Source organism: Bacillus sp. FSL H8-0545 (assembly GCF_038006105.1).
GTDB classification, from domain to species: domain Bacteria; phylum Bacillota; class Bacilli; order Bacillales; family Bacillaceae_G; genus Bacillus_A; species Bacillus_A cereus_U.
Genome location: NZ_JBBOUO010000001.1, coordinates 3,701,829 through 3,720,612, shown reverse-complemented (window position 1 = coordinate 3,720,612; position 18,784 = coordinate 3,701,829). Strand labels below are relative to the sequence as shown.

The following is an 18,784-nucleotide window of genomic DNA, read 5'->3' as shown; positions in this document are numbered from 1 at the left end:
AAATACATTTATACATATAGGGGTAATGATATGTTTAAAATTGGATATAGAACAGTGAAAACAGCGCTTGGAACGGGTGCGGCAGTTTTTATTGCTCAGTTATTAGGATTAGAATTTTATAGTTCAGCTGGTATTTTAGTCATTTTATGCGTGCAAAATACGAAACGAAAATCCGTTCAAGTATCGTTGCACCGTTTTTTAGCTTGTGTATTATCGATGGTATTTGCGTTTTGTATTTTTGAAACGATTGGTTATACACCACTTGCGATTAGCATATTACTGCTTACCTTTATTCCGACTGCAGTTATGTGCAAAATTCAAGAAGGGATTGTCACGAGTTCGGTTATCGTTATGCATCTGTATTCATTAAAGCAAATTACATGGTCTATAGTTGGTAATGAAATTGCTATATTAACGATTGGAATTAGTGTCGCTTTATTAGTAAACATGTACATGCCAAGCAGTGAGAATAAACTGAAAGAGTATCAAGGGAAAATAGAAGACCATTTCAGAACGATTTTGTTTGAAATGGTCGTTTATTTACAAAATCGAGATAGTAATTGGAGTGGGGCCGAATTAATTGAAACAGAAATGATGCTGAAAGAAGCAAAAGATTTATCCTTTAAGAAACTTGAGAATGCATTTATGCGAGAAGATGACTATTACTATCGTTATTTTAATATGCGTATGCAACAATTTGAAATTTTGGAGCGAATGATACCATTAGCTGCATCACTATCTTGGACGTATGAACAAGCTGATATGATTGCAGACGTAATTGAAAATATAGGGAATTCTATTCGTCCTGAAAGTACAGGGGTCATTTCGTTAAGACAACTTCAAGAAATGCGAGAAGTATTTAGAGAAATGCCTTTACCAGTCTCGCGAGAAGAATTTGAGATACGTGCGAAACTTGTTCAACTTGTGTATGAAATGGAGCAATATTTACTCATTAAAAGTCGTTTTAAGGGAAAGGATAATATAAAAGAACTTATTTAGAAGGTAGGAATTATATATGCCGTATCTTCTTTCTTTATTATTATGTCTTTCTTTATCACCAATCTGGCCTCTTGGTGATAACCCACGTGCTGGAGATCCTTTTATAATTGTAAATAAAGCAACGAATAAACTAGCTTACATTGATGATGGAAAGATCCAAAAGGTTTTTCCAGTAGCGACAGGGAAAACAAATGAATTAACCCCAGAAGGAACCTTTGACATTGTATTGAAGGCGAAGGATCCCTATTATATTGCGAAGGATATTCCTGGGGGCTCTCCAAAAAATCCACTTGGATCGAGGTGGATGGGATTTAATGCAAGAGGAACGGATGGAAGTAAGTATGGGATACACGGGACAAACCAGCCTAGTTCAATTGGAAAATATATTTCGCAAGGATGCATAAGAATGAAGAAACATGATGTGGAATATTTGTTTGATCGTATTCCACTTGGAACGAAAGTATCGATTGTGAAATCGAAAAAAACATTTCAGCAATTGGCGAAGGAAAAAGGGGCCATAGTATTTGGAAAAGTCAACGAAACGGTTGGCTTTTTTCTTTTCTATAAGTTGTCTTGACATGTGTACATAACCATGCGTTAATGAGAATATATAAAGATAATTGAGTAAAGGGGTTGCTCATATGTATTTAAATCCAAAAATTTCTTACATGCAGTTTTGTGTTGGTTTTCTATTTGTTATTACATTCATATTGGCAACTTTTAATATATGCTCTTACGTTGTAGCGATTGTATTTATGGCATTACTCAATCTTACTTTTGTTATTGGGGCATTTCAGCAGAAACAATATACAAGTTTTGTAATAGCACTTGTAATGGCCTTTTCCTTTAGCATTGTAGCAATTGTAATATATATAAAATAAAATGTTCAATACAAGATAGACTATCTCGATTTCGAGATGGTCTATTTTGTATGTGTAAGCAGTAAAAAAAGGACGAGTGAATCGTCCTTTTTACCAAAACATACTTGCGCCAGTAAGTAATGTTGTTACAAGCATAGAAATTAGCATTATATAAACCATAATTTTTTGAGCTTTTTTATGCATCGTTAAACCTCCTTGCAAATCAGTACAATTTCATTGTAACGAGAAATGAAATTGTGGACAAGGGGAGAGAAATGACAAATTTCGAGAAGTGTGTGTAAAGTATAACAGGAAATGTGTGTGTGTGTAGAGAATATATTAAAGGATAGAGTACTAGTTTTTTGTTATGCAAGCATGAAGAATGGAGATACGATGATGAAAATATACGAAACAGATCGTTTACATTTAAGAGAAATTGATGAGTCGTATGCGGAAAAAGTTCTTCAATATTACGACAAAAATCGTGAATTTTTAAAAGCGTGGGAAGAGTATAGACCGGAGGGTTTTTTCACGTTAGATTATCAAAAGAAAAAGTTACAAAAGGATAGAAAAGAGTTCGCGGAAGGTAAGATCATCAGGCTTTGGATTTTTAAAAAGGGTGATGATACAAAAATTATTGGATGTATTTCATTTAATCTAATTGTTCGCGGAATTTATCAATCTTGTGTACTTGGCTATAAATTAGATAGGGAAGAATTGAATAAAGGTTACACAACAGAAGCGCTTAGAAAAGCAATTCAAGTTACATTTGAAGAATTTCATTTACATCGTATAGAAGCACCAGTTATGCCACGAAATTTAGCATCTATACAAGTAGTGACGAAGATAGGATTTCAATATGAAGGTGTATCTCGAAAAATGCTAATGGTAAATGGCATCTGGGAAGATCATATGCGCTGGGTATTGTTAAACGAGTAATAGAAGGCAGATGGGTATCTAGATGTGTTAACCATCTGTTTTTTGTCTTGTATTTCGAAACTTTTGCGAAATTCTGTTATAATTAATAGTGTTACATACATAATGGTAGTGCAGGAGGCGCAGTCTTATGATTAATCAAGAACGTTTAGTAAATGAATTTATGGAATTAGTACAAGTAGATTCTGAAACGAAATTTGAAGCAGAAATCTGCAAAGTATTAACAAAGAAATTTACAGCTTTAGGTGTAGAAGTATTTGAGGATGACACAATGGCTGAAACTGGTCATGGTGCAGGTAACTTAATTTGTACTTTACCAGCAACAAAAGATGGTGTTGATACAATTTACTTTACTTCTCATATGGATACAGTAGTTCCTGGTAATGGAATTAAGCCTTCTATTAAAGATGGATATATTGTATCAGATGGTACTACAATTTTAGGTGCGGATGATAAAGCAGGATTAGCATCAATGTTCGAAGCGATTCGTGTCTTAAAAGAGAAAAACATTCCTCATGGTAAAATTGAATTTATTATTACAGTTGGAGAAGAATCTGGTCTTATTGGTGCAAAAGCGTTAGACCGTGAGCGTATTACAGCAAAATATGGTTATGCATTAGATAGTGATGGAAAAGTTGGTGAAATTGTAGTTGCAGCGCCAACACAAGCGAAAGTGAATGCGATTATTCGTGGGAAAACAGCTCACGCTGGCGTAGCACCAGAAAAAGGTGTATCTGCAATTACTATCGCAGCAAAAGCAATCGCAAAGATGCCACTTGGTCGTATCGATTCTGAAACAACTGCAAATATTGGACGTTTTGAAGGTGGTACACAAACAAATATCGTTTGCGATCATGTTCAAATCTTTGCAGAAGCTCGCTCTTTAATAAATGAGAAAATGGAAGTGCAAGTTGCAAAAATGAAAGAAGCATTTGAAACAACTGCAAAAGAAATGGGTGGTCATGCAGACGTTGAAGTAAACGTTATGTATCCAGGATTTAAGTTTGCTGCTGGCGATCACGTTGTAGAAGTTGCGAAACGTGCAGCTGAAAACATCGGTCGTACGCCTTCTCTTCACCAAAGTGGTGGCGGAAGTGATGCGAACGTAATCGCAGGACATGGTATCCCAACAGTTAACTTAGCAGTTGGTTATGAAGAAATTCATACAACAAATGAAAAAATTCCTGTTGAAGAATTAGCGAAAACAGCAGAATTAGTTGTAGCTATTATCGAAGAAGTAGCGAAGTAAGTAATAAAGTAAAAAAGACGTGTGAACCAATTATGGTTTACACGTCTTTTTTTATTTTGATTCAAGTGCTTTCACAAGGCGGATAAGCCAATATAAGAAGACCCATGGAAGTACATAAGTTGTTGTAAAACGTATGAAATGAGAGAAGATTCCTAAAGCGTAAATGTTAATGTTAAAAAGGGGAAGTAACAAATAATTAATCGCAAGGATTACTATAATAATAATAAATACATAATTGAGTTTATTATGTTGTTTCATAACGATTCATCTCCTTTACAATAATATCCATTTGTTACGTACAGTATAGCAAAAAACAGATAGAGAAAAGCCAATAATTATTATAACTTGTAAATAAATTTGATATAATGAAGGAACAAACGTTCTTTAAGGGGTGAGTAGTATGCGAGAAATGTATCCGAAAAATGGTCGTGTTATTTTACATGTAGATATGAATTGTTTTTTCGCATCTGTTGAAATTGCTCATGACCCATCATTACAAGGAAAGCCATTAGCGATTGCGGGGAATGAAAAAGAGAGAAAAGGGATTATCATAACATGTAGTTATGAGGCGAGAGAATATGGAATACGTACGACGATGCCTCTATGGGAAGCGAAGCGATTATGTCCGCAATTAGTTGTGAGGCACCCTAATTTTACATTATATCGAGAAGCTTCATTTCAAATGTTTCAAATTCTTTCCCGTTTTACAGAAAAAATACAACCAGTTTCTATAGATGAAGGGTATTTAGATATTACAGATTGCTATGCGCTCGGTTCGCCTCCTGAAATAGCGAAGATGATTCAACAAGCGTTACTAACAGAGTTACAGCTTCCATGTAGCATTGGAATCGCTCCAAACCTTTTCCTAGCAAAGACTGCTTCAGATATGAAAAAACCTCTTGGTATTACAGTACTTCGAAAACGTGATATCCCAGAAATCATTTGGCCACGATCAGTTGCAGAGATGCATGGAATCGGAGAGAAAACAGCTGAAAAATTAAAAGACATTCATATACATACAATTGAACAGTTAGCAAAAGGAGACGAGCATATCATTCGCGCTAAAATTGGAAAGCATGGTGTTGATTTACAAAAACGTGCAAAAGGTATGGATGACAGGGAAGTTGACCCAAATCAAATGGGACAACATAAAAGCGTTGGAAATTCGATGACTTTCTCAAAGGATATGGACGAAGAAAAAGAATTACTTGATATGTTAGAAAGATTATCGAAATCAGTAAGCAAAAGGCTACAAAAACGAACTCTCGTTAGTTATAACATTCAAATTATGATTAAATACCATGATCGCCGCACAGTAACACGGAGTAAACAATTGAAAAATGCAATATGGGAAGAACGGGTTATTTTTCAAGCGGCATCCCGTTTATGGAAGCAACACTGGGATGGTGATTCTGTTCGTCTGTTAGGTGTTACAGCTACTGAATTAGAGTGGAAGACAGAATCGGTGAAACAGTTAGATTTGTTTTCGTTTGAAGAAGATGCGAAAGAAGAGCCGTTACTTGCTGTTATTAATCAAATTAATGATAAATACGGAACAGCTCTTTTACAGCGAGGTAGTCAACTATTACGTAAGCAAGAAAAGTCGTTTCAGCAAAAATTAGAAAATAAGTTTATGTAGAAAGTTTTAGAGATTTAAACCCTTCTTTTTTAGATGGAAGAGAGGATCTAGCCATGCGTAGAAGCGGTCAAATCCTTTTTTAGCTCCAGGCTAAGTTGAAACAAAAAGATTGAAAGAGTATGGATTACTTTTAGTTATTCCTAGCAGTTGCTAATAACTTGAAAATAAAAAAGAAGGTGTTATGAATATTAAACCTTCTTTTTTATTCATGACACCTTTATAATTTAACTTGCTTCTAAGTCTAGTGTTGTCTTCCACCCCGCGGCAGTAACACCAGATTCTAAAAGCATTCTACTTACTATTTTTCAATTAAGACAGCTGCATTTGTCCGTAGCCCAGCCATTCGATGTCTCCATTGTCTTTCCATTCCGATGCAAGCTCCTACAATGATTGCGATCAATAATCTCATACCATCATGGTCACATCCATACATATAAGTGCATGTTATATTTTTTAAAGAATGAGAGGGGAATCCCCACTCATTCTCATTTTTACAACCAGCTATGAAACTTTTTAATATAAAGTTTTTTCAGGAATTGTGTTAAGAAAGCATAACCTAATAATATTCCTATGAGCCACGGGAAGTAGCTTAGTGGTAACGCTTGTAAACCAACTGCTGCACCAAGTGGTGAGAACGGAATATAAATTCCAATTGCCATAATACAAGCGGTTAATAAGAGAACTGGTATTGATGCAGTACTTTGAATGAACGGAATTTTCTGTGTTCTAATCATATGGACAATTAATGTTTGAGTTAGTAACCCAACGACAAACCAACCAGATTGGAATAGCGATTGTTCTCCGGGTGTATTTGCACCGAATACATTCCACATGACAACGTATGTGATAATGTCGAATATAGAGCTAATTGGACCGATGCAAATAATGAAGTTACGTAAGTTTGCAGTATCCCATTTTCTAGGCTTCTCTAAAAATCCTTTATCCATTTTATCCCATGGAATTGAAAGTTGTGAAATATCGTAAAGTAAGTTTTGAATTAATAGATGAATTGCAAGCATCGGTAAAAATGGAATGAAAGCACTTGCTACTAATACACTAAATACATTTCCGAAGTTAGAGCTCGCCGTCATTTTGATATATTTTAAAATATTGCCGAACGTAGTACGGCCCTCTAAAATACCTGCTTCTAATATAGTTAAACTTTTTTCGAGTAAAATAATATCGGAAGATTCTTTTGCGATATCGGTAGCGGTATCAACAGATATTCCAACGTCAGCGTCACGTAATGCCACGGCATCGTTAATGCCATCGCCCATGTAACCTACAGTATGACCATTACCTTGTAATACGTGAATAATACGAGATTTTTGCATTGGATTTAGTTTTGCGAACACTGTTGTTTCTTCTGCAAGTTTTGCTAATGCTTTATCTGGTAAAGAATCGATTTCGTAACCGAGGACAGGCTCTCCTATATTTAATCCAACGTCTTTACAAACCTTTCTTGTAACAATTTCGTTATCACCAGTTAAGATTTTCACTTGTACGCCATGTTTTTGCAATGCTTGAATTGCAGAAGCAGCAGATGGTTTAGGCGGATCTAAAAAGCCGATATATCCAGTAAGGATCATAGCTGATTCATCTTGTACTGTATATGCTTTATGATAGGGTTTGTTATCTTTCTTGTATGCTACAGCGATGACACGCATTCCTTCACTATTTAAAGTTTCGCTAAGATGGTTTACATTTGCTCTCATTTCTTCAGTGAGAGGGACAATTTGCCCATCAACTTCAGTGTAATTACAAATTGATAAAATTTCTTCTACGGCACCTTTACAAACCATTGTATGTTCACCTGAAATATCTTTCACGATGACAGACATACGACGCCGAGCGAAATCGAATGGAATTTCATCTAGCTTTTGAAAAGCTGATGGATCAAATTTATGGTTCTCCTCTGTATGTTCAATAACAGCTTTATCTATTAAATTTTTCAATCCCGTTTGATAGAAGCTATTTAAATAGGCAAAGTGTAATACACAATCGCATTCATTTCCGTTAGGATCTAAATGACGAACTAGGACAACTTTATCTTCTGTTAAAGTTCCAGTTTTATCTGTGCAAAGAATGTTCATAGCACCTAAGTTTTGAATAGAGTTTAGCTGTTTTACAATTACTTGTTGTTTAGACATGTTAACGGCACCTTTAGCTAAATTAGCAGTTACAATCATTGGTAGCATTTCAGGTGTAAGACCAACTGCAACAGCAATAGCAAAGAAGAAAGCTTCTTGCCAGTCACCTTTTGTAAATCCATTAATGAGAAGGACGATCGGTGCCATAATAAGCATAAATGTGATTAAGAGCCAGCTGACTTTGTTTACTCCTTTATCAAAGCTTGTTTCTGCGCGCTTTCCGATTACTTTATTCGCTAAAGAGCCGAAATACGTATCAGTACTTGTTGAAACGACAACAGCTTTTGCGCTACCACTTACAATATTCGTACCCATAAAGCAAAGGTTTTCCATATCGAGTGGATTGAAATTTTTTTTCATATTTTTCGGTAAGATATGCTTATTCTCTGTATGGTAGCAGTTTTCGTATTTTTCTACAGGAAGTGCTTCCCCGGTTAATGAAGACTGATTTACAAATAAATCTTTAGCCGATAAGATACGCACATCAGCTGGAACGATATCACCAGCTGAAAGTGAAATGATATCACCGGGTACAAGTTCTTCAATTGGAATTTCTGTTATAGGATTTCTATTTAAATTCGTTACGTTTTCTGTTTCGTGTATAAATCCATTTATTCTAGAGACGCTTGTAGTTGTTCGAACCATAGCTTTTAACTTATCTGCAGCTTTTTGAGAACGAAACTCTTGAAAAAAACGAATCGTTGCACTTAGTAGTACCATCACAGATACGACAATTGTTCCTTGTATGTCATCTGTGAAAAAAGAGAGTGCTCCAAGAGCTAACAAAACAAAAATAAATGGGTTTTTAAATGCCAGCAGAAATTGAATATACCATGGCAATGTTTTATTATGAGCAATTTCATTCGGACCATATAAAGAAAGTCTACGAGATGCTTCTTGTTTAGAGAGTCCATCTTGTGTTGTTTCTAGAAGTTTTAATACATCGTTTACATCTTGTGTTGCAACTTCTACTAGCAATTCGTTATTTGTATTCATGTTATCTTGATCGTAAGCATGCTTTGTTTCTTGTCTTTGTAAATTTAACATTGGTAGTTCCTCCTTTTTCATGAAGGAGGAAACAATCTGTTACTCGACTATTTAAAATTGGGAGGAACAGCTTCTTTCCTACCTACATGATGAAATATAAACGTAAAACATATGGGTATCTGGGCCGAATCATCACTCGCCACTGCTCCTCACCTCCGTACAATTAGTAGTTTCTGAATATGCTATGTTTGTTTCATAGTAAGGTGCATAAAGACGTAAAAAAGACCTTTACTCAAAACGAGTAAAGGTCTGAATTCGTAGTCAAAAAGAGTCAACAACAAAGACTGTTAGTAAACATAGATAAAAACAGTTTTTGTGTATGACAAAACATACGCACCTCTCCCTCGTTGAGTTTTAGCACTGTATAGCATAGGTACTGAAACCAGCTACGTTAAGAAAGGCCTTCATTCCGACCTTTCCTGTTGACCCATTGGCGTCTCTCGACATTTTTGGGCAGCAGCGTTTCTCTATACAGGAGCCTCACCTAACAGAGACCATATTCAATTACACGTTGAATATTAGCACTGTAAATTTGTAGTGTCAATATCTTTTTTGTCTGTTTTTTCAAAAAATTAAATAGATTTATGATGGATATATAGTATGAAGTAAGATGTGTTTAATTGTAAATATGGTGGGAAAATAAATACTTAAATAAATATAAATAAAAAGCACTGTTTACAGTGCTTTTTATTATAGATTATGAGATTGTAGGATTTTCAAAAATAACAATCTCTGAGCTATTTGTTGTTGAAACGCGTTGTGCGTAATATGTTAAAGCTGAAGAAATATATGTTGGTAACGTCTCATTTGTATGTGATGTTGTATATTCATGAATTAATTCTTTTAAAGTCGTCCACTCTAGTTGTGCTGGGTGATCAGAAACGAAAGAACTTACCCAGCGATCAAATGAAGATGAAAAATCAGTTTGTAAACGAAATACTTCTTTCATAATAAAACGCTCCCTTTATATGTGATATAGTTATATTACTACAAAACGCGAACGATTGTTGAGTTTTTTATTTAAATGTTCGTGTTATATAGTTGTCTAGATGATTGTCTATGTAAATTCAATTTGCCATTTGAAATAACATTCCGTAAGATGAAAGATAGATTATATAAAGAGCTGGAGGAAAGAAAGTGGAATTTGTATTTTTAGGAACTGGTGCAGGTGTTCCTTCAAAAGGAAGGAACGTTTCAGCAATCGCCTTACAATTGTTAGAAGAACGAGGGCAAACGTGGCTATTTGACTGTGGTGAAGCGACTCAGCATCAAATTTTACATACATCTGTACGCCCAAGACGCATTGAAAAAATATTTATTACTCATTTACATGGAGATCATATTTTTGGTTTGCCTGGTTTATTAGGGAGCCGTTCTTTTCAAGGAGGAACGACGCCGTTAACAGTGTACGGCCCAAAAGGAATTAAACAATTTATTGAAGTAGCATTATTAGTAAGTACGACACATGTTAAATATCCACTTGAAATCATTGAGATTACGGAAGAAGGTATTGTGTTTGAGGATAATGAATTCTGTGTAGAAACAAAAAGGTTATCACACGGAATCGAATGTTTCGGATATCGAATTGTAGAGAAAGATGTACAGGGAGCTCTTTTAGTGGATAAGTTGCTGGGAATGGGTGTGAAACCTGGTCCAGTTTTTAAACGTTTAAAAGATGGTGAAGTAGTTGAATTAGAGAATGGCACAGTGTTAAATGGAAAAGATTTTATCGGCCCGCCTCAAAAAGGAAGGGTTATTACAGTTTTAGGCGATACACGATATTGCGAAGCGAGTAGAGAGCTTGCGCAAGATGCTGACGTACTTGTTCATGAAGCGACTTTTGCGGCAGAAGATGAACAGCAAGCACATGACTATTTCCATTCAACAACAGAACAAGCTGCGCGTATTGCATTAAATGCAAATGTAAAGCGATTAATATTGACTCATATTAGTTCTCGTTATCAAGGAGATACATATAAGGAATTGCTGAAAGAAGCAAGAGAGTTATTTTCTAATACAGAAATCGCGATGGATTTGAAATCATTTCCAGTATAAAAATAATATTCAAAAAATGGTAACATACGTTTGCCATTTTTTTTATTTATAATAAATTTTTTTTTACTAAAACTGTTATCATTTTATTTTTATATTGGATGACACAGAAAGTTTTAATGATGTGAAGATATAGGATGGAAATACACAATACCGATTATTTAGAAAAACTGTTATATAAGTCAGACGACATACAAGTGATACAAATAGCGAAAAAGGATTTTTATTCAGAACTTTTAAAATTCAAAAAAAGTAAGCGTTTTATAAAATACAAGCTATAATGAGGGCAGATTATAATTTATTGTAGGCTACATGCGTTTTAGCCATTTGTCGTAACAAGTGAAGTTGACTAAACCGAGAGAGAGCAACATGGAGATTATAAAAGGATATTACTATTATTTGTACTAAGTCTTTTTTCACTCTTTAGCTTTGAAGCACCAAAAGGTAAGGTATGGAAGCAATGGGAGTTTCACTTGTTTATGCTATGCTTGTAAGGGGTTCTGTGTTAAACTTTGGATTGCTACCAGACTTTATTGTGAATTATCTTATATCATTTTTAAATGAAGGTAATACTAAGTTTCGTATTTATTATTATAACTGGTATTATTTCAAGATACATTGGTTCATTGTTATTCAAAAACTATCCAATTCGTACAGCGGAACAAATTCGTGGTACGACTGGAAAAGCAACCGTTTCGGCAGCTTAATAGAATAGTAGAAAATAATTTTTTCATAGAGGTTTAGGGGGAGTTATGATGAAGTATCGCTCAGTGTTTGATATTATTGGTCCAGTTATGATCGGCCCATCAAGTTCACATACAGCAGGCGCGGCAAGAATGGGGCAAGTTGCTCGTCAGCTGTTTCGTCATGAGCCAGAGAGAGTTAGCATTTCATTATATGGTTCATTTGCAAAAACATACCGTGGTCACGGTACGGATGTAGCGCTAATCGGTGGAATACTAGGATTTGAAACAGATGATTTACGTATTCCAAGTGCGTTAGATATTGCAAAAGAACGCGGGATTGAAGTGGAATTCATTGAAGAAGATGCAAATGCTCCACATCCAAATACAGCGAAAATTCGTCTGTATAAAGGTGAAGAGGAAATTGAAGTTGTTGCTTGCTCAATTGGTGGCGGTAAAATTGAAGTAGTAGAATTAAACGGATTCGATCTTCAATTAACAGGCACGAGTCCAGCACTACTTATTGTAAATAACGATCGCTTTGGTGCTATCGCAGCTGTAGCTTCGATCCTTGCTAAGCATGAGATTAACATTAGTACAATGAGTGTTTCTCGTAAAGAAAAAGGAAGAAGAGCGCTTATGGTCATTGAAACAGATGAATTATTAGCAGATGAAGTAATCGCAGAAATAAATGGGCAACAAAATATTTGTCAAGTAACTATTATGGATTAATTGCAGGGGGGACACACCATGTTTCGGAACGCAGCGGAACTAGTGGCGCAAGCTAAAGAGCAAAATGTAAAAATCGCAGAAATTATGATTCAATGTGAAATGGAAACAAGAAGTATCTCACGTGAAGAAGTAATTGCTGGAATGGAAAAGAACTTAGTCGTGATGGAGCAAGCAGTAGAACGAGGTATTCGTGGTGTAAAATCACCGACTGGTTTAACTGGCGGGGATGCTGTGAAAGTCCAAGCGTATTTAAAGAGTGGAAAAGGCTTATCTGGAGATACAATTTTGGACGCAGTGAGTAGAGCTGTCGCAACAAATGAAGTAAACGCGGCGATGGGAATCATTTGTGCAACACCAACAGCAGGATCTGCTGGAACAGTGCCAGGTGTACTCTTTGCACTGCAAGAAAAATTACAGCCGACACGCGAAGAAATGATTGAATTTTTATTTACAGCAGGAGCTTTCGGTATGGTTGTTGCGAATAATGCTTGTATTTCCGGCGCGGCAGGAGGTTGCCAAGCTGAAGTAGGTTCAGCAAGTGGAATGGCAGCAGCAGCAGCAGTTGAGATGGCTGGTGGAACACAAGATCAAGCAGCTACAGCGATGGCGATTTCATTAAAGAATATGCTTGGTTTAGTATGTGATCCTGTTGCAGGGCTTGTAGAAGTACCTTGTGTAAAACGTAATGCAGCAGGAGCTGCGAATGCCATGATTTCAGCTGATTTATCATTAGCTGGTGTAACTAGTACAATTCCATGTGATGAAGTCATTGAGGCGATGTTTAGAATTGGACAAACGATGCCAGTAGCACTTCGTGAAACAGCAGAAGGTGGACTTGCAGCAACACCAACAGGTCGTCGTCTGCAAGAAGAGATTTTTGGTAAGAGTAATAACTAAAAGCATATCATATGATTAAAATAAAAAACGGAGCTCAAATAAAGTTGAGCTCCGTTTTTTATTTTTCTTCTGCTATTTTTTCTAATGTTTTTCCAAGATCGTGTGATCGTTTCGTTGCTTGTGTAATACAGGAGATTAATGCTTGTTGAAAATTATGCTCCTGTAATACTTCAATACCTGCTTCGGTAGTTCCGCCAGGAGAAGTAATTTCTTTTCGCAAAATAGAAGGGTGTTTTTCGCTTACTTTTAGCATTTCAGCAGCACCAATCATCGTCTGAAGAATAAGTGATTTTGCAACATCTTCTTTTAAACCAATTTTTTTTGCGGCCTCTTCCATTGCCTCTACCACATAATAAATATAAGCTGGTCCACTTCCGGATAATGCAGTGACAGCATGCATATCTTCTTCTTCTACAACAGAGACGAGACCAATCGTTTCAAATAACGATGTTGCAATGCGAATATGTTCCTCCGTTGTGTGTTCTGAAGGTGAGATAGCAGTAGCGGATTTTAAAATAGCCGCAGATGTATTTGGCATTGCACGAATAATCGGAACGTCTTTTTGAAGTAGGTTTCTAATTGAATGAGTAGAAACACCTGCTAGTAACGAAATAATAAGCAAGTCATTATTTATGTATTCTTTAAGAGGAATAATCGCTTCTGCGACATCTTTTGGCTTCATCGCTAGAAAAAGAATATTTGCATCAGCAAGTAACTCCTTTTTATTATGTGTACCTTTGACACCGTATTTTTTATGTAACTCCTGTAATCTTGTCTCGTTAGAACGATTACTTACAGTGACATGTTCTCCCTTAACAACATTTGCGTTTAATAAACCACCAATAATCGCTTCGGCAATAGAGCCTGCACCGAGAAAGGAAATGTTTTGCATAGACATGATGTGCCTCCTTTGAATTTGGTTAGAAATGCTTATAAATGTACATACATTCGTTTTTTTATGGAAAACACCTCTTTTTATCTGAAAATAATGACAAATTTATAGGGAAGTTGTAAACTGAAGAGGTATTCATTTTGAACCGGAAAAAGACAGGGGGGGCTAAGCATGACGGCGATTCATCGAATGGAGATTCCTGTTCCATTTGCAGTTGAGACAGTGAATGTGTTTTTAGTTGAGGGAGAAACATTAACGTTAATTGATACAGGGACAAATACAGAAGAAGCAAAGAAGGCATTAGAAAGTCAATTAGGTGCATTAGGGTATAAGATAGAAGATATTGAAACGGTAGTGATTACGCATCACCATGCGGATCATTGCGGACTTTTAAATACATTTTCTGAAAAAGTAAAGATTATCGGACATCCTTGGAATGAACCGTGGATTACAAAGAATGCTGAATTTTTAAAGAGGTATCATGAATTTTTTAAAGAGACAGCCTTGCAGTTCGGCGTTCCAGCAGCGTTTTTGAATGGTGAGGCGTTATTGACGACGAAGACACTTAAATATTCTTGTAATAGATCGTTAACACATACCGTGAGAGAGGGAGATCGTATAGATTCGTTACCTGGATTTACAGTGATTGAAACCCCGGGTCATGCTTCCACTCATATTTCATTATATAGAGAATCTGATGGAATATTAATTGGTGGGGATGCTCTCATTAGTCATATTTCTTCAAATCCAATATTAGAACCACCATATGAAGGGCAAACAGAAAGAGCGCGTCCTTTATTGCAGTATAATCAAACGTTAAAACGTTTAAGTGAAATGAATATTTCACGTATTTTATCAGGGCATGGGGAAGATGTTCTGAATATGAAACAACTTATTGAAACAAGATTACAAAAGCAAGAGACACGTGCTTTTAAAGTGCTTGAACTATTAAAGGAAAAGCCAATGACAGCATTTGAAGTATGTGTAAAACTATTTCCGGTATTATATAAAGAGCAATTGCCACTTACTATCTCAGAAACTGTTGGACAATTAGACTTTTTAGCATATAATCAACAAGTGATGATTGATGAATCTTCACAACGATTGATTTATTATGCAAAGTAGGTGACAGCAATGACGGGACGTTTACAAGAAAAAGTAATCGTCATTACAGGTGCTTCTAGTGGAATTGGAGAGCAAGTTGCAATGCAGGTTGCAGAGCAAGGGGCGACGCCGGTATTAATGGCCCGAACAGAAGAGAAGCTACAAGCATTAGCAGACAAAATTAAAGAAACTTATAATACGCCTTGCTATTACTATGTATTAGATGTAAGTGAAGAAACGAAAGTACAATCTGTTTTTTCAAAGGTATTACAAGAAGTAGGACGTATTGATATATTGGTAAATAATGCGGGATTTGGTATTTTTAAAACGTTTGAAGATGCTTCAATGGATGAAGTAAAGGATATGTTTCAAGTAAATGTATTTGGATTAGTAGCTTGTACGAAAGCGGTATTACCTTATATGGTAAAAAGGAACGAAGGACAAATTATTAATATTGCTTCATTGGCTGGAAAAATTGCAACTCCGAAGTCGAGTGCTTATGCAGCAACAAAACACGCTGTATTAGGATTTACGAATAGTTTGCGCATGGAGTTATCTAACACAAATGTGTATGTAACAGCAATTAACCCGGGACCGATAGATACGAACTTTTTTGAAATAGCCGATCAATCAGGTACATATGTGAAAAATATGGGACGTTACATGTTAAAACCAACATATGTAGCAGAACAAATCGTAAAGGCGATGCAAACGAAAAAACGTGAAGTAAACTTGCCGAAGTGGATGGGAATGGGGCCAAAGCTCTACGCATTATTCCCAGGTTTATTTGAACGTGTTGCAGGCAAATCATTAAGTAAAAAATAGGAGATTTCCATATGGAAATCTCCTATTTTTTTATTTTCCAGTCACATAATCGTAAACGATATCCTCAACAGCCTCGTATACATCAATTTCAGTATTTGAATGAATTATCATTTGAATATGTTTAATTAGCATTTCCTGATCCTCTTTTGAAACAGGATTACATTGATATTGCCGAAAACTTTTTATAATCATTTTCTCAATTAATTTTTCATTCATGTTTTTCCCCGCCTGTATGTATACATGTATTGTTTTATTGTACTTGAAGTGAAATGGAAATACTACTATACATTGTTTTTGCATAAAAATTCGATTGTGTATATTATTTTTCCAGTAAAATTAAGATTTTTAAGTTTTAAAAATTTTATAAATATTTAATTGACTCTATAAATATACAATATTATAATCATACTTAACTTAAAGAATCGATATGAGGAGGAGCTTATGAAAGTCGCAATTATTGGAGCAACTGGATATGGAGGAATTGAGTTAATTCGGTTATTAGAGCAACATCCGTATTTTTCGATAGCATCTCTCCATTCTTTTTCGCAAGTTGGCGAGTGTATAACAAATGTATACCCGCATTTTCGAAATGTTCTCGTACATACATTACAAGAAATTGATATAAAGGCAATGGAGAAGGAAGCGAAAATCGTATTTTTAGCGACCCCGGCAGGAGTATCGGCAGAGTTAACTCCAAAATTATTAGCAGTAGGTTTAAAGGTAATTGACCTATCTGGAGACTATCGTATGATCGATCCTTCGTCATATGAACTGTGGTATAAAAGGCCAGCTGCACAAGAAGAAATTCTTAAGAAAGCAGTTTATGGGTTAAGCGAATGGAAAAGGTCCGAGATTCAAAATGCAGATTTAATTGCAAACCCAGGATGTTTTGCGACAGCTGCATTATTAGCGATAGCGCCGTTAGTACGTAGCGGAATGATTGAAGAAGATTCGATTATCATTGATGCAAAGTCAGGTGTATCTGGAGCAGGCAAAACTCCAACAACAATGACTCATTTTCCAGATCTATATGATAACCTTCACATTTATAAAGTAAATCAGCATCAGCACGTTCCTGAGATTGAGCAAATGCTTGTAGAGTGGAATGATAAAGCGAAGCCAATCACATTTAATACACATTTAATACCGATATCAAGAGGGATTATGGTTACACTCTATGCGAAAGTAAAACAAGAAATCAAAATGCAGCAACTTCAAACGTTGTATGAAGAAACGTATCACAATTCAGCTTTCGTTCGAATTCGTTCTCAAGGAGAATTTCCGAGTCCGAAAGAAGTAAGAGGCTCAAATTATTGTGATATTGGGATGGCTTACGATGAAAGAACAGAAAGAATTACAGTAGTTTCTGTGATAGACAATATGATGAAAGGCGCAGCAGGGCAAGCAGTTCAAAATGCAAATTTATTAGCGGGACTAGAAGAGACAACGGGTTTACAGCATATGCCGCTTTATCCATAAGGGGGAAATTATGATTAAAACATCGTCTATTACAAAATTAGCAAATGGTTCAATTGTTACGCCGAAAGGCTTTTCGGCAATCGGTACTGCAAATGGTCTGAAAAAGGTGAAAAAGGATGTGGGTGCAATCGTTTGTGAGGTGCCAGCATCATGTGCCGCTGTGTATACAACAAATCAAATACAAGCAGCACCGTTGCAAGTAACGAAGGATAGCATAGCAGCAGAAGGGAAATTACAAGCAATTGTTGTAAATAGCGGAAATGCAAATGCTTGTACGGGCATGAAAGGATTGCAAGATGCTTATGAGATGCGAACATTAGGAGCGGAACACTTTGGAGTAAAAGAAAAGTACGTCGCAGTCGCTTCAACAGGTGTAATTGGAGTCCCTTTACCGATGGATATCATTCGAAAGGGAATTGAATCTCTTGTGCCAACAAAGGAAGTAAGTGAAGCTCATTCTTTTTGTGAAGCAATTTTAACGACAGACCTTATAACGAAAGAAACTTGCTATGAGATGATAATTGATGGGAAAGAAGTGACCATTGCTGGGGTCGCAAAAGGTTCAGGGATGATCCACCCGAATATGGCAACGATGCTTAGTTTTATTACAACAGACGCAAATATAGAGCATGAAATACTGCAAACAGCATTATCAAAAATTACGAATCATACGTTTAATCAAATTACGGTGGACGGAGATACGTCTACAAATGATATGGTTATCGTTATGGCAAGTGGATTATCAGAAACGAAAACGATGGATATGGAACATAAGGATTGGGAAACTTTTGTATTTGCTTTACAAAAGGTATGTGAAGATTTAGCGAAAAAAATTGCACAAGATGGTGAAGGTGCTACGAAGTTAATAGAAGTAAACGTGTTAGGGGCTAGAACAAATGAAGAAGCAAAGAAAATTGCAAAACAAATAGTCGGTTCAAGTCTTGTGAAAACAGCGATATATGGTGAGGATCCAAATTGGGGACGAATTATTAGTAGTATTGGACAGAGTGAAGTAACTATTAACCCAAATACAATTGATATCACTCTTCAATCTATCGCCGTATTAAAAAATAGTGAGCCTCAAATGTTTTCCGAAGAGGAAATGAAAAAGAAATTACAAGAACATGAAATAAAAATTGATGCGTGTTTACATTTAGGAGACGAAACGGGATCAGCTTGGGGCTGCGACTTAAGTTATGAATATGTGAAAATAAATGCTTGTTATCGTACATAAGGAGAG

Annotated in this window: 20 protein-coding genes, 1 pseudogene and 1 riboswitch; of the genes and pseudogenes, 14 read left to right on the top strand and 7 right to left on the bottom strand. The window is 35.9% G+C overall.

What is annotated here, in order from left to right:
- Positions 1–30: 30 nt before the first annotated feature.
- The 3 genes from MHI07_RS19445 (at position 31) to MHI07_RS19435 (ending at position 1,880) form a co-directional block, all read left to right on the top strand.
- Positions 31–999: an aromatic acid exporter family protein gene (locus tag MHI07_RS19445; protein WP_215579614.1), complete on the top strand. Its 969-nt coding sequence runs from the start codon at positions 31–33 to the stop codon at positions 997–999.
- A gap of 16 nt (positions 1,000–1,015) precedes the next feature.
- The gene (locus MHI07_RS19440) at positions 1,016–1,576 is read left to right on the top strand and encodes a L,D-transpeptidase (protein ID WP_002160563.1); all 561 of its coding nucleotides are present in this window, start codon (positions 1,016–1,018) and stop codon (positions 1,574–1,576) included.
- Positions 1,577–1,640: 64 nt separating this feature from the next.
- A complete protein-coding gene (locus MHI07_RS19435) occupies positions 1,641–1,880 on the top strand; it encodes a DUF3894 domain-containing protein (RefSeq protein WP_002088543.1) in 240 nt (79 codons plus the stop codon).
- A 90-nt stretch (positions 1,881–1,970) separates the two neighbouring features.
- Here the strand turns inward: MHI07_RS19435 and prli42 are convergent, their stop codons facing one another.
- Positions 1,971–2,063, bottom strand: a complete 93-nt coding sequence (prli42, locus tag MHI07_RS19430; RefSeq protein ID WP_000549036.1) for a stressosome-associated protein Prli42 — start codon at positions 2,061–2,063, stop codon at positions 1,971–1,973.
- A gap of 189 nt (positions 2,064–2,252) precedes the next feature.
- Here prli42 and MHI07_RS19425 point away from each other — a divergent pair, with 189 nt between their 5' ends.
- Positions 2,253–2,798 (top strand): GNAT family N-acetyltransferase, encoded by a 546-nt coding sequence (locus tag MHI07_RS19425; protein WP_340826915.1) that lies wholly within the window; start codon positions 2,253–2,255, stop codon positions 2,796–2,798.
- 127 nt (positions 2,799–2,925) lie between these two features.
- Entirely contained in the window at positions 2,926–4,044 is a 1,119-nt protein-coding gene (locus MHI07_RS19420; protein ID WP_215579612.1) for a tripeptidase T, read from the top strand.
- Positions 4,045–4,095: 51 nt separating this feature from the next.
- Here the strand turns inward: MHI07_RS19420 and MHI07_RS19415 are convergent, their stop codons facing one another.
- The gene (locus MHI07_RS19415) at positions 4,096–4,302 is read right to left on the bottom strand and encodes a hypothetical protein (RefSeq protein ID WP_002111704.1); all 207 of its coding nucleotides are present in this window, start codon (positions 4,300–4,302) and stop codon (positions 4,096–4,098) included.
- A 142-nt stretch (positions 4,303–4,444) separates the two neighbouring features.
- On the opposite strand from MHI07_RS19415, the gene MHI07_RS19410 reads away from it, so the two are divergent.
- Positions 4,445–5,683, top strand: coding sequence for a DNA polymerase IV (locus MHI07_RS19410; RefSeq protein ID WP_002160565.1), 1,239 nt, complete (start codon positions 4,445–4,447; stop codon positions 5,681–5,683).
- Positions 5,684–5,907: 224 nt separating this feature from the next.
- On the opposite strand, the pseudogene MHI07_RS19405 reads toward MHI07_RS19410, so the two are convergent.
- The 3 genes and pseudogenes from MHI07_RS19405 to MHI07_RS19395 all read right to left on the bottom strand — a co-directional run.
- Positions 5,908–6,014: pseudogene (locus MHI07_RS19405) on the bottom strand (MgtC/SapB family protein); the annotation flags it as partial.
- A 160-nt stretch (positions 6,015–6,174) separates the two neighbouring features.
- The gene (gene mgtA / locus MHI07_RS19400; protein ID WP_215579610.1) at positions 6,175–8,880 is read right to left on the bottom strand and encodes a magnesium-translocating P-type ATPase; all 2,706 of its coding nucleotides are present in this window, start codon (positions 8,878–8,880) and stop codon (positions 6,175–6,177) included.
- 331 nt (positions 8,881–9,211) lie between these two features.
- A riboswitch (M-box (ykoK) riboswitch) is annotated at positions 9,212–9,379 on the bottom strand.
- Between the two features lie 198 nt (positions 9,380–9,577).
- On the bottom strand, positions 9,578–9,829 hold the full coding sequence (locus MHI07_RS19395; RefSeq protein WP_002111702.1) for a DUF3932 family protein: 252 nt from the start codon (positions 9,827–9,829) through the stop codon (positions 9,578–9,580).
- Between the two features lie 188 nt (positions 9,830–10,017).
- On the opposite strand from MHI07_RS19395, the gene rnz reads away from it, so the two are divergent.
- From rnz to sdaAA, 4 genes are all read left to right on the top strand, one after another.
- Entirely contained in the window at positions 10,018–10,935 is a 918-nt protein-coding gene (gene rnz, locus MHI07_RS19390) for a ribonuclease Z (RefSeq protein WP_215579608.1), read from the top strand.
- A 557-nt stretch (positions 10,936–11,492) separates the two neighbouring features.
- Positions 11,493–11,639: a hypothetical protein gene (locus tag MHI07_RS19385; RefSeq protein ID WP_215579606.1), complete on the top strand. Its 147-nt coding sequence runs from the start codon at positions 11,493–11,495 to the stop codon at positions 11,637–11,639.
- Between the two features lie 48 nt (positions 11,640–11,687).
- Positions 11,688–12,347, top strand: a complete 660-nt coding sequence (sdaAB, locus tag MHI07_RS19380; protein ID WP_002088527.1) for an L-serine ammonia-lyase, iron-sulfur-dependent subunit beta — start codon at positions 11,688–11,690, stop codon at positions 12,345–12,347.
- A gap of 18 nt (positions 12,348–12,365) precedes the next feature.
- The gene (gene sdaAA / locus MHI07_RS19375) at positions 12,366–13,244 is read left to right on the top strand and encodes an L-serine ammonia-lyase, iron-sulfur-dependent, subunit alpha (protein ID WP_016106116.1); all 879 of its coding nucleotides are present in this window, start codon (positions 12,366–12,368) and stop codon (positions 13,242–13,244) included.
- Between the two features lie 58 nt (positions 13,245–13,302).
- Here sdaAA and proI read toward each other — a convergent pair whose 3' ends face one another.
- Entirely contained in the window at positions 13,303–14,142 is an 840-nt protein-coding gene (proI, locus tag MHI07_RS19370) for a pyrroline-5-carboxylate reductase ProI (protein WP_215579604.1), read from the bottom strand.
- Positions 14,143–14,307: 165 nt separating this feature from the next.
- Here proI and MHI07_RS19365 point away from each other — a divergent pair, with 165 nt between their 5' ends.
- On the top strand, positions 14,308–15,261 hold the full coding sequence (locus MHI07_RS19365; RefSeq protein WP_340825723.1) for an MBL fold metallo-hydrolase: 954 nt from the start codon (positions 14,308–14,310) through the stop codon (positions 15,259–15,261).
- Between the two features lie 9 nt (positions 15,262–15,270).
- On the top strand, positions 15,271–16,065 hold the full coding sequence (locus MHI07_RS19360; protein ID WP_002199407.1) for an SDR family oxidoreductase: 795 nt from the start codon (positions 15,271–15,273) through the stop codon (positions 16,063–16,065).
- A 30-nt stretch (positions 16,066–16,095) separates the two neighbouring features.
- On the opposite strand, the gene MHI07_RS19355 is transcribed toward MHI07_RS19360, so the two are convergent.
- Positions 16,096–16,281 (bottom strand): YqzH family protein, encoded by a 186-nt coding sequence (locus tag MHI07_RS19355; protein WP_002160569.1) that lies wholly within the window; start codon positions 16,279–16,281, stop codon positions 16,096–16,098.
- A 225-nt stretch (positions 16,282–16,506) separates the two neighbouring features.
- Between MHI07_RS19355 and argC the strand changes: the two genes are divergently transcribed.
- Both argC and argJ read left to right on the top strand, forming a co-directional pair.
- On the top strand, positions 16,507–17,544 hold the full coding sequence (gene argC, locus MHI07_RS19350; RefSeq protein WP_215579598.1) for an N-acetyl-gamma-glutamyl-phosphate reductase: 1,038 nt from the start codon (positions 16,507–16,509) through the stop codon (positions 17,542–17,544).
- 10 nt (positions 17,545–17,554) lie between these two features.
- Complete coding sequence (gene argJ / locus MHI07_RS19345; RefSeq protein ID WP_215557449.1) at positions 17,555–18,778, top strand: bifunctional glutamate N-acetyltransferase/amino-acid acetyltransferase ArgJ; 1,224 nt, start codon at positions 17,555–17,557, stop codon at positions 18,776–18,778.
- The last annotated feature ends 6 nt before the right edge of the window (positions 18,779–18,784 follow it).